The organism is Heliobacterium mobile (assembly GCF_009720735.1).
GTDB classification, from domain to species: domain Bacteria; phylum Bacillota; class Desulfitobacteriia; order Heliobacteriales; family Heliobacteriaceae; genus Heliobacterium; species Heliobacterium mobile.
Window position 1 is genome coordinate 67,934 of the sequence record NZ_WNKU01000018.1, and the last position, 10,389, is coordinate 78,322.

The following is a 10,389-nucleotide window of genomic DNA, read 5'->3' on the forward strand; positions in this document are numbered from 1 at the left end:
ATTCAATACGGAAGGGGTTATACCGTAATGGAGAGGAGAGTATCTGTTGAATCATTATGTTACCGGGATTGAACTAGACTGCGTCCATCACATCGACTGCATTGAGGGGATGCGGAAATTGCCGGATGAATCCGTAGACCTAGCCGTAGTCGACCCTCCGTATGGAATTAACTTCACATCAAATAACCGTAAAGTAAAACCGCTTCTGTCCGCCAAAGGAATCCAAAACGATGGTCTGGATAACGCAGACTTTCTTGCCACAGTGATCGAAGAAATCAACCGTGTCCTGAAAGCAAACTCTCATATTTACTGGTTTACCCGGTGGGATAAGGTCAAAATTCAGCAACCGCTGTTAGAAAAGTTCTTTCAGGTAAAAAACAGCCTCATCTGGATGAAAAACGGCCGGTCCATGGGCGATCTCCGAGGGGCCTATGCTGGCCAGTATGAAAACATCCTATTTTGCCAGAAGGGTCGGAGAGACTTAAACGAGGTAGACGGCATTTCCCGACACACCGATATTTTACCGTTCGACCGAGTGCCCCCGGCTCGCCTACGGCACAACCATGAAAAACCCGAAGACCTTATCGAGTTTCTCATCCGCAAGTCTTCTAATGCCGGAGACATCGTTCTTGTTCCATTCGGGGGAAGCGGTAGTGAGTGTGTGGCCGCCAAGAAAACGGGTCGTCGATTCATCTCTTTTGAACTTGAACCGCAATACATCCAAATCGCCAAAGAGCGACTTCAACGTGTACATGCCGCATAATTCAATTTTCGCTGGCCGGCTGTGTGCCATTCTAAGCGGCCAGTTTTTTTATGTGGCATAAACACTCGAAGTCCCCGGCTTCGATCGAACGTTGGCCCCAAAGAACGCGGCTGTGGGGGTAGGTGAATAAGCATGGACATCTTGAACAGGCCCGAACGGCAAAAACGGCTCAATATGCTGGAAGAGAAAATCCGGCTGTATGAACGGGCGGAGGCAAACCTCGGCCTTTCAGAGTTTCAACAGGCGGACTTTATTGCCAATCTAAAGGAACTGGTAAAGCTACGACGAATCGACCGAGCGGAAAGCGACGTACTGTATTTTTGCTATGAGTACTTTTCCGATGACAAAAACCCGACAAACGCTCAAAACCTTATCCCAACGGGAACCACCATCGACGACGCCCCTATGTTTCACCGGGAACTCTGTAGCCTGCTTGAAAACGTGTCCGAGAGAAATGTAACTGCCAGAATCGGCTGGGCAGCCCCTCGGGGACACGCCAAAAGTGCCTATCTATCCAACTGCTTTCCGGTTCATCAAATCGTCTATGGCAAGCGAAAGTACATCCTCATCATTTCTGAAACGGACGGGATGAGTAAAAAGTTCATCGAGTGGATTTCCGGACAGCTTAAATTTAATGAAAAGTTGCGGGAAGACTTCGGGGAATTCCTCAGCCCCCGGAAATCGATGAATGACAAGGATAATCAAGAAGCCATTTTGACCAGTTCTGGGGTACTGGTGGAAGCCGCATCGATGGGCAAGCAGCTTCGGGGGAAACGAAACGGCTCATACCGGCCCGATCTGGTGATTTTGGACGATCTGGAATCCGCCAAAAATACGAATACCCCTGAACTGCGGGAGAAGAACCTGCACTGGTTTAACTCCGTCGTTATGCCCATCGGAGACCCCACTCGGACGGCCTTCATCTACATGGGGACGATCGTTCACGCTTCGGGCCTGCTCCGGTCCGTGTTACACCGAGCGGATTTTGAGAGCCGAACCTATGCAGCGATACTCTCCAGGCCGGAACGAGAAGATCTGTGGGAGCAGTTTGAAACCATCTGCCGTGATGCGGAAAATCCGAACCGGCTAGATGATGCACTATCCCTATATGCCGCTAACCGGGATGAAATGGACCGTGGTGTAAAAGTGCTTTGGCCTACCCGGTTTCCATTTCTCAAGCTCATGATTGAAAAGGTGAATATCGGCTCTCGGGCCTTTTCTTCGGAATTTATGAATAACCCGGTGGATGAGGAAAGTCAAATCTTCCGGCCTGCCTTGTTTACTTTTTTCGACTACGGTGATCTCGACCGACAAACTGTAGATTATTTTGGAGCCTGGGACATCGCCATGGGAAAAAACAATCGCTCTGACTACAACGCCATTCTAACCGTTGCCAGAAATCGAAGAACAGGCTTGTTGTATGTTGTGGATGCCTGGGCGAAGAAATGTCCAGCCCATGAAGCCCTTGCGGTAGCAGCAGAAAAAATCGTCCAGTATCGGCACAAGGTCTTTTCCATTGAAACGGTGCAGGCCCAACATGACTTATTCCGGCAACTTCGAGAACTTCTAACCCGGCGAAGTGTCTACCATACCAAGCTTAAAGCTGTGGTCAGCCGGGGTAAAAAAGAAGAACGCATTGAATCCCTTGAACCCTTAGTGGAGCAAGGGATTTTGCGTTTTATGAGGCACCAGCGACTTCTTCTTGAGATGTTAGAGCAGTTCCCCAACCACGACCACGATGACCTGCCCGATGCATTACAGATGGCCGTGGAACTCTGCGGTGCTGGACGGCGACGGACGTTTCATAAAAAGCCGGAAGGTTTATAACGAAAAAGGGGGGGAGAGCTCTAATTTGTCCTTATTCAGCATTGGGAGTTACTACCCGGAACCGGCTCATCGAGATCGAATACGGCGATACAGGGAAAACAAGAAGTTGTTTCTCGGCAAACACTACGACGTATTCCAAAGGGTTCAAAAAAAACTTTCCCGCAGACAAAACGAACTGCTTTATATCTCCACGAACCTACCCGGCGTGATTTGTAAGAAATCGGCCGATTTTTTGTTTGGCGAACAACCCACCTTTTCCGCTGGTAAAAACGATAACTCCAATGAACAACTGGCGATCGAACGATTAGTTGAGGGGAACGACCTTCATATCCTCAACTACGAAAGTGCCTTATCTAACGCCTACCGGGGCGACTCATTTTATAAAATCCGTTACGGGCAAGAGTTTGGCGGGATGGTGGGGAAGGAGAGCGATCCTTTCCGGGTCATCATTGAAGCTCAGAATCCCGAGTATGTGTTCCCCGAAACGGCTCCCGGTGACGCAAATCGCATCATAGCGTATCACATCGCCTACCCGGTACTTGTGAAGCATGGTGATTTCGAGGATTGGTTGTTAACGACGGAATCCCATTATCCGGGCCGTATCGTCTACGCGAAGTTCAAGCTGGACCCGATTGTGGTGACCGTTGATAACGAAATCAATGAATGGCGGATATCGGCTGAACTCATATCAGAACGGCGTGAAGTGCTTACCGGCGTCCCATATCTGCTGGTGGTCCACGTGCCTAACTATGCCACCGACGATTGTTGGGAGGGCATCGATGACCTCAGCGAAAACAAGCCGCTGTTCGATGAAATCAACCACCGGCTTTCGCAGATTGCATCCATCCTTGATAAGCATGCTGACCCGGCGATGGCGGTCCCGGCAGGTACACTGGGCGAAGATGAACAGGGCAATCCCATCTTCAGGGTGGGCGTCGATAAGGTCTTCGAGGTGATGGGGAAGGACGAAGTGGTCCCGCAGTACATTACCTGGGACGGACAGTTACAGGCAGCTTTCATGGAATTAGATAAGCTGGTCAAGTTACTGTTAATCAACGCCGAAATCCCTGAGATCGCTTTGGGTTCGGGTGATGCCGGGACCAGCGGAGCATCGGGGTTGGCGATTAAATGGCGGTTGAACTCCATTCTGGCGAAAGTAAACCGCAAGCGACAGTATTACAACAAAGCCTTAAAACGAGTACTGCTGATTACACAACTTCTTGAAATCGCCTGTAAGGGATCGCAGGATTATGAAGTGACCATACCTAAGGTAAAGTTCAAAGACGGATTACCGGATGATGAAACCGAAATGGCGAACATTATGTCCATACGAACTGGCGGCAAAGCAACGATTTCCCAGAAATCGGCTCTGATGTGGCTGGATGATTTGACGGAAGAACAGGCCGATGTGGAGTTAAAGCGTATGCAGGAAGAGGATGCCGTGGCCGATCCCTCCATTTTTCAACAACCCGGTGATGGTGAATGATGCCAATTCCAAAGCCCGTCTATGAGCGGGATATCAAACGGCTGGTTGGCTATTACCAGAAGGCTTTTACCGAAATTGCTGGTAGATTAAAAACTATTTCGGCATCGGGCAGGTTGGAAAAAGCCTACGCCGAATCGTTACTTTCGCAAATCATGGTCATCCTTCGGGACTTGGACGGCTCCACAAAATCTTGGTGCGAGCAGGTCATTAATCAGGCATTTACTGGAGCACAGGCACAGACCATTTTATCGTTGGGCGATGCATCATCCTTATCCGAGGCGGCATCGTCCATTTCTTTTTCCATGCTGGCCCGTGAGCGTACCGAGGCGTTGATTAACGATACCTACACGGATTTGTTGATGGCAACACAAAACACAGAAAGAAAGATTAAGCAGCTTGTAAGGAACGCCGTTAGCGAGACGTTACGGGTGAAAGCGTTGGAACAGATGGGTCGCAGAACAATGAAAGGTACCATCATTAACGACCTAACCCATAAAGGGCTGTCGGCTAAGTTGGACAGCGAAGCATGGATCGGCATTGTTGACCGAGCCGGTCGGCGGTGGAACCTGTCGACTTACGCAGAAATGGTTGTTCGAACGAAACTCACACAGGCCCACGTTGAGGGGACTCGTGTGGAGACAGTGGAACGCGGTGTGGACTTGGCGGTTATATCTTCTCATAACGCCAAGGATGCCTGCCGGTCATTTGAGGGTATGGTAATTTCTCTGCATGGGACGACACCGGGATACCTCACATATGACCAAGTTCGCGGAATCGGTAAGATATTTCACCCCAACTGCCAGCACCATGTGAGTCCAGTTCGGGATATACAACTGCTTCCCAAGCAACTACGAGACAAGCACCAAGTAAAAATGAAAGCTTTTCAATAAGGAAAAAGCCACCCCAAACGGAGTGGCAGGAGGCAGTTAGCATTTTCGACAGCGACCGAACACAAAGAGAAACAGGCTGACAATGAGAGCTATGATAAAAAAGGGAAACGGAGACAGCCGGAACATCTCAAGTCGCCGTTGATGCAGTTCTTTAAGATCGATCATGAGACCACCTCCGGGATTAGAATACCCGATTTTTTACACGACCCATCGGTGTTATGTCGTTAAACTAGCCGCCAAATACCCCCACGCGGACGCAACCGCGATATCAAGCGTAGGGCAAGGAGGACATCATTTTGGCCGAAGAAACTCAGGTACAGGAGCCGCAACAACAAACGATTCCCGAAGGAAAACCTGAACCTACGCCCCAAGAGCATCTCATCCCCAAATCCCGGTTCGACGAAATCAACACCAAATATAAAGACGTACAGACCCAACTGGAGCAACTACAAGCCGAGCGTGACCAGCAATCGAAAAAGGCAAAAGAACATCAAGGTAAGTTTGAAGAACTCTATAAAACCACTGCAGACGAACTGGCAAAAACAAATGACGGTTACAAAACCGCCAATAGCCGGGTACAACAGTTGGAATCGGTCATCAACGGCCTTCTAGAAGCTAAGTTGGAAGGGATACCGAAAGATTTTCATGACTTGGTCCCCGGCAACCTCACACCGGAAGCTAGGTTGGAGTGGTTGACGGCAGCCGAAAAGAAAGGTTTGTTCGGCACAAAGCAAGAGCAACCGGTCGGACAGTCAACGAATCCGGCACAAACCCAAACCGCCGACCTCAATCAACTAAGTTCGATCCAACTTCTCAAAATGGGCTATGCCCAGCGAGCGTAATCCTTCACGGGTTACGCTTTTTCTTTGCCCAAATACGCACAGGGAGGAATTATCACTTTGGCACTTACCATGACCGAAGCCGCAAAGTTATCGACCGATGTCCTACAAAAAGGTGTAATTAATACCTTCGCCCGATCTTCCCCCATTTTGGAACTCTTACCCTTCATGGAGATTTCGGGTAACTCGTACAAATACAATCAGGAGCAGACCCTACCGGGTATTGCGTTTCGTTCGGTAAACGAAGGCTATGTAGAATCGGCTGGTGTGGTCAACCAACTTTCCGAAGGCTTATATATCCTCGGCGGCGACGTGGACATCGATAAATTTCTCGTTCAAACCCGAGGAAACGTCAACGACATTCGCTCTATCCACACGGACATGAAAGCAAAAGCACTGGCCTTGGAATTTACCCGTGCCTTTATCAAAGGGGATGCGGCTCAACCGGGGCAATTCGATGGGTTACAGAAACGGCTGACCAATAAGCAAGTGATTGATGGAAAAGACGAAGTGCTCGATTTGCCGAAGCTCGATGAACTAATCGACGCCGTAGAAGGAGAGCCGGACGTTATCTTCTGCTCAAAAACGATGCGTCGGGAACTCAAACTGGTCCTGCAAAACTCTAAGCACTATATTGAAAGCGGCGAGGACTCTTTTGGTCGCCCGGTAGCCACCTACGCCGGGATTCCGATTCGGATTATTGAAACCGACGGAGCCGGTCAGGAGATCCTTGGCTTTACCGAACTGGATAAAGCGGGTACCACGAATGATACTGCTTCGATTTATGCGATAAAATTCGGTGCGGAGCAGTATGTGTCGGGACTCCGAAACGGCGGAGTTTCTGTCCGTGACCTCGGAGAAATTGACAGCAAGCCGGTCTTCCGAACTCGGATTGAGTTCTATTGCGGGATGGCTGTGTTCCATCCTCGGGCAGCAGCTCGGTTACGGTATATCAAAAAAGGTGTTGTTCCAAAGCCCTAAGGATAGTGCAGACGTGGTAGATACGGACTCTGCCACGTCCATTTTTTATATGGGAGGATAAGAGTTTGAAATACCGTATCATGACGCCCAACAAGATTTACAACGGGGTAACAGAAGGGATCTTGTTTACGAATGGCGAGGCTACCGTGGAAGAAGACTGGTTGAAAAATCTGTTTACTAGGGACTACGGGTACACGGCAGAAGAAATTAAAGAAGAAACCTCGGAAGAAAAGAAGCCCACTACCGTAAAAAAATAGGTGATAATCTATGGTCGATTTGAGTGCCGCCAATGCCTATCTTACTCATCGTGTCCTTCATAACGAGGAATGGATGACAGCGGACGACACCACTCGCCAGCGTGCCTTGGATAACGCTGAAACCCAACTCTACCGGTTATTCCGTAGATTCCAACCGGATAATAGACCCATCCCCGAAGAAGCCGTTTTTGAACAAGCTCTCTGGATGTTACGAATGGATGAAACGATCCGTAAAACGCAGCAAGGCGTAAAATCCGTATCGGTTGGTGGACTTTCCATCTCCATGGACCGCGTGAATTCTGTCTCTTCTGAAGTCATCGCCATCCTTGGGCGTCGAGTGGGGAGGTACGCCGACTGATTCCGTTAAAACAATGGATCACGCGAAGCACCAGCGACACTATGGATGCATGGGGGATTATGTTACCTGGTTCTAAGAAAACCTTCCCCTGTCGCATCGAGGAAAAGTTCATGCTCGTCAAGGATTCTCATGGCAAAGAAGTGGTTTCGAACGCCGAGATTCTGCTTAGAGGACTCGTGGAAATCGGCTTCAACGATGTTTTGGAGTGGACCAATGAAAACGGTGTGTCTTATTCTAGACAGCCATTATCCGTATCCGTCCTTCGAGACTTTGGCGGAAAACCTGTATTTACGAAGGTGGTTGTGTAATGGCCAACATCACAGTGGATGCCAAAGAAGTGTTGCATAAGCTGGCGAAGGCGGAACATGAATCGAGTAAAGCGTTGGTTCAAGCGGTCAACGATTGTGCCGATGATTTACTTCGTGTTTCGTCAGAAATTGCTCCCCATGACAAAGGAATCCTTGAAAAGTCCTATGCTCGGGAAGTGAACACAAATCGAGATCAAGTGACGGTAAATGTCCAATATGCCGTCCGTGAAGGGAACCTCAACTACGCCGTTCAAATGCACGAGGGTGAATACCGGTTGGGACCCGGTTCGCGTGCTAAGCCGGGAACAGAGGGGATGTCTGGAACCCACTACAATGTGGGCAATAAGTTCCTAACCCGGCCGTTAGAGGGCGAAGCCGACACATATCGAAAACACATCCGTCAGGTGTTACGCCAGGTGATACAAAAGGATGGCCAGTAACATGAAAGTCATGGATTTGATTCAGTACCTTTGCAATCGAGTAGAGGCCGTTTACTTCGCCAATCGGTTTCCACCGACCGGTCCGGATGATTGTGTCGTTGTTACGATCTTTGGCGGAGGGCCACCGGATCGGAACATTCGACGGCCTTCGTTTCAAGTGATGGTCCGAAGCAAACATCCCGCCCAAGCGGAACAAAAAGCCGGTGAGTTTCTGGATATGCTGCATCAAAAGCGAGGATTTCAAATCGGCTCCGAACAGGTGATTCTATGTAACGCCCAAAACTCGGCTCCCCTCTATGCGGGAACCGACGAAAACGGGCGTTCTTTTTATTCGGTCAACTTTTCAATTTTGCTGGAGGTGGACTAATTGGCAAAACTCGCGGGTGTCGATGTTTTGTTGTATGTGCAAACCGGGGGAACCAACGATACCCCCACCTATACCGTTCTCGGCGGACAATCAGGAGCCACGTTAAACCGTGCCACTCACGTGGTAGACGTAACCTCCAAAGATGCCAACGGCTGGGCCGAAAACGTCGCCGGGGTAAACTCATGGACTTTGGAATGTAACGGCTTCCTAATTGCCGATGACACGGCCACCGTCTATCTGGAGCAGTCTTGGTTGAACCGGGCTATGATTAAGGCAGAAATTCGGTTTCCCTCCGGTCGAAAGTACACCGGCCACTGCATCATCAGCGACTTCCCCTATGAGTTTCCGCAGGATGGGGCTGCGACCTATAAACTGTCTCTCACCGGAACCGGAGCCTTAACGCTCATGGATGGAAGCACCCCGTAAATAATGGAGGGATAACGGAATATGGCAAATAAACACAAATCCTTGGTCGAGATTACGTTGGACAAGCCCAGGAAACTTCGCTACGACTTAAATGCTTTGGCCGAGTTGGAAGATAAGTTAGGCGTATCACTGCAAGAGCTTGATCAATTGGCGATGGGTGTCAAACAGCTACGGGTATTTTTGTGGGCAGGATTAGTTCACGAAGATCCCGGTTTATCGGAGATTGATGTCGGGGCTTTTGTCGACTTGGAAAACCTCGGGGAAGTGAATCAAAAAATCACCGAAGCATTTCAGTTGGCCACAGGAAAAAACTAACCGACGACCCCGAAGGAACGCCGGTTGCGACAAGAACGGATTTTTGGCAACAGGTGAAAGAGACCGCCTTCGGGGTCCTGCAGATCCGCCCCGCAGAAATGTGGGGATTGACGCTGATTGAATTAATCGAAATGGCAGAAGCACGGAGCAAAGAAAAGGTAACGCACTATGAATTCGCGTATCGACGGACGGCTTGGTTGGCCGCAAACCTTATGAACGCAACCGGTACACTCAAGCAGCCCGTTACGGTGGACTTATTGTTGGGAATAGACAGCACCGAGGACTCCCGGCCCATAAACGAAGAAGATCGGACAAAAGCGTTTCGTGATTTGGTAGAAAAGTTCAATCAGTGATGTCCTAAAGGGGGTGAGTTCCTGTCCGTATTAGGGGAAGTGGTCGTCCGGTTAACGGCAGAGATCTCGGGGCTGAAAAAGAATCTAACGGATTCCCAAAAACTTGTGGCCGATTTTGGCGGTAAGGTAAAAGAGCAGGCTTCCGGACTCTTCGATTTCGGAAAAGAAGCGGTGAAGTACGGTAGTATCGTCACTGCCGCCCTGGGAGCCGCCGGGGCCGCAGGCATCAAATATAACGCCGATATGCAAACGGCCCAGATGGGGTTCGAGACCTTGTTAGGCAGTGCCGAACAAGCCAAAGCGATGATTGCCGCCTTAAAACAATACGCCGATACGACGCCCTTTGAATTCCCCGGCGTACAGGAATCAGCAAAGTCATTGCTTGCCATGGGCATCTCGGCAGAGCAGGTCATCCCCGACATCCAAGCCGTCGGAAATGCAGTGGCAGCGGTTGGCGGCGGAGCAGAAGCCCTCAAGGGTGTGTCGATGGCCTTGGGACAAATCAACACCAGCGGCAAGCTCAATGCCCAGGACATGATGCAGTTAACGTCGCGGGGAATTGCGGCCTGGGACATTCTCGCCAACAAAATGGGAATATCAACGGAAGAGCTTCGCAAACAGTCTGAACAAGGGAAAATCATGGCTAGCCAGGTGCTTCCCCTGCTGATTCAGGGAATGGGAGAGAAGTACGCCGGGGCTACTGATAAGTTAGGCAAGTCCTTCACCGGAATGACGTCAACCCTGAAAGATTTTATTTCGTCAACCCTCGGGGAACTGAC

16 protein-coding genes are annotated in these 10,389 nt (G+C 49.8%); 15 read left to right on the plus strand and 1 reads right to left on the minus strand.

What is annotated here, in order from left to right; genetic code table 11:
- Nucleotides 1-46 precede the first annotated feature (46 nt).
- From GJ688_RS13950 to GJ688_RS13965, 4 genes are all read left to right on the plus strand, one after another.
- Nucleotides 47-763: a DNA-methyltransferase gene (locus tag GJ688_RS13950; RefSeq protein WP_155477165.1), complete on the plus strand. Its 717-nt coding sequence runs from the start codon at nt 47-49 to the stop codon at nt 761-763.
- Between the two features lie 132 nt (nt 764-895).
- The gene (gene terL / locus GJ688_RS13955) at nt 896-2,590 is read left to right on the plus strand and encodes a phage terminase large subunit (RefSeq protein WP_235910992.1); all 1,695 of its coding nucleotides are present in this window, start codon (nt 896-898) and stop codon (nt 2,588-2,590) included.
- A gap of 25 nt (nt 2,591-2,615) precedes the next feature.
- Nucleotides 2,616-4,076 carry a phage portal protein gene (locus GJ688_RS13960; RefSeq protein ID WP_235910993.1) on the plus strand — a complete coding sequence of 487 codons (1,461 nt, stop codon included), beginning with the start codon at nt 2,616-2,618 and terminating at the stop codon, nt 4,074-4,076.
- Nucleotides 4,073-4,966 (plus strand): phage minor capsid protein, encoded by an 894-nt coding sequence (locus tag GJ688_RS13965; protein WP_235910994.1) that lies wholly within the window; start codon nt 4,073-4,075, stop codon nt 4,964-4,966. Before GJ688_RS13960 ends, GJ688_RS13965 begins: the two co-directional genes overlap by 4 nt.
- 36 nt (nt 4,967-5,002) lie before the next feature.
- Here the strand turns inward: GJ688_RS13965 and GJ688_RS21050 are convergent, their stop codons facing one another.
- Nucleotides 5,003-5,131, minus strand: coding sequence for a hypothetical protein (locus tag GJ688_RS21050; protein ID WP_268892081.1), 129 nt, complete (start codon nt 5,129-5,131; stop codon nt 5,003-5,005).
- 131 nt (nt 5,132-5,262) lie between these two features.
- Between GJ688_RS21050 and GJ688_RS13970 the strand changes: the two genes are divergently transcribed.
- The 11 genes from GJ688_RS13970 to GJ688_RS14020 form a co-directional block, all read left to right on the plus strand.
- Complete coding sequence (locus GJ688_RS13970; protein ID WP_155477168.1) at nt 5,263-5,808, plus strand: hypothetical protein; 546 nt, start codon at nt 5,263-5,265, stop codon at nt 5,806-5,808.
- 57 nt (nt 5,809-5,865) lie between these two features.
- Entirely contained in the window at nt 5,866-6,786 is a 921-nt protein-coding gene (locus tag GJ688_RS13975) for a major capsid protein (RefSeq protein ID WP_155477169.1), read from the plus strand.
- Nucleotides 6,787-6,851: 65 nt separating this feature from the next.
- Nucleotides 6,852-7,043 (plus strand): hypothetical protein, encoded by a 192-nt coding sequence (locus tag GJ688_RS13980; RefSeq protein WP_155477170.1) that lies wholly within the window; start codon nt 6,852-6,854, stop codon nt 7,041-7,043.
- A gap of 10 nt (nt 7,044-7,053) precedes the next feature.
- The gene (locus tag GJ688_RS13985; protein WP_155477171.1) at nt 7,054-7,401 is read left to right on the plus strand and encodes a hemerythrin domain-containing protein; all 348 of its coding nucleotides are present in this window, start codon (nt 7,054-7,056) and stop codon (nt 7,399-7,401) included.
- A gap of 59 nt (nt 7,402-7,460) precedes the next feature.
- Complete coding sequence (locus GJ688_RS13990) at nt 7,461-7,709, plus strand: hypothetical protein (RefSeq protein ID WP_155477172.1); 249 nt, start codon at nt 7,461-7,463, stop codon at nt 7,707-7,709.
- Nucleotides 7,709-8,149 (plus strand): hypothetical protein, encoded by a 441-nt coding sequence (locus GJ688_RS13995; RefSeq protein ID WP_155477173.1) that lies wholly within the window; start codon nt 7,709-7,711, stop codon nt 8,147-8,149. Before GJ688_RS13990 ends, GJ688_RS13995 begins: the two co-directional genes overlap by 1 nt.
- A 1-nt stretch (nt 8,150) precedes the next feature.
- Nucleotides 8,151-8,516: a minor capsid protein gene (locus tag GJ688_RS14000; protein WP_155477174.1), complete on the plus strand. Its 366-nt coding sequence runs from the start codon at nt 8,151-8,153 to the stop codon at nt 8,514-8,516.
- Nucleotides 8,517-8,942, plus strand: coding sequence for a phage tail tube protein (locus GJ688_RS14005; protein ID WP_155477175.1), 426 nt, complete (start codon nt 8,517-8,519; stop codon nt 8,940-8,942).
- A 21-nt stretch (nt 8,943-8,963) separates the two neighbouring features.
- Entirely contained in the window at nt 8,964-9,257 is a 294-nt protein-coding gene (locus tag GJ688_RS14010) for a hypothetical protein (protein ID WP_155477176.1), read from the plus strand.
- Nucleotides 9,258-9,310: 53 nt separating this feature from the next.
- On the plus strand, nt 9,311-9,610 hold the full coding sequence (locus GJ688_RS14015; protein WP_155477177.1) for a hypothetical protein: 300 nt from the start codon (nt 9,311-9,313) through the stop codon (nt 9,608-9,610).
- A gap of 39 nt (nt 9,611-9,649) precedes the next feature.
- Nucleotides 9,650-10,389: tape measure protein (locus GJ688_RS14020; protein WP_155477178.1), on the plus strand; the 740-nt coding region annotated here is incomplete at its 3' end.

Excerpts from the sequence above, each read along its gene's own strand:
- GJ688_RS13985 (WP_155477171.1), top strand. The coding sequence starts at position 7,054 with ATGGTCGATTTGAGTGCCGCCAATGCCTATCTTACTCATCGTGTCCTT.
- GJ688_RS14010 (WP_155477176.1), top strand. The coding sequence starts at position 8,964 with ATGGCAAATAAACACAAATCCTTGGTCGAGATTACGTTGGACAAGCCC.
- terL (WP_235910992.1), top strand. The coding sequence starts at position 896 with ATGGACATCTTGAACAGGCCCGAACGGCAAAAACGGCTCAATATGCTG.
- GJ688_RS21050 (WP_268892081.1), bottom strand. The coding sequence starts at position 5,131 with ATGATCGATCTTAAAGAACTGCATCAACGGCGACTTGAGATGTTCCGG.
- GJ688_RS13995 (WP_155477173.1), top strand. The coding sequence starts at position 7,709 with ATGGCCAACATCACAGTGGATGCCAAAGAAGTGTTGCATAAGCTGGCG.
- GJ688_RS13965 (WP_235910994.1), top strand. The coding sequence starts at position 4,073 with ATGATGCCAATTCCAAAGCCCGTCTATGAGCGGGATATCAAACGGCTG.
- GJ688_RS13990 (WP_155477172.1), top strand. The coding sequence starts at position 7,461 with ATGTTACCTGGTTCTAAGAAAACCTTCCCCTGTCGCATCGAGGAAAAG.
- GJ688_RS14000 (WP_155477174.1), top strand. The coding sequence starts at position 8,151 with ATGAAAGTCATGGATTTGATTCAGTACCTTTGCAATCGAGTAGAGGCC.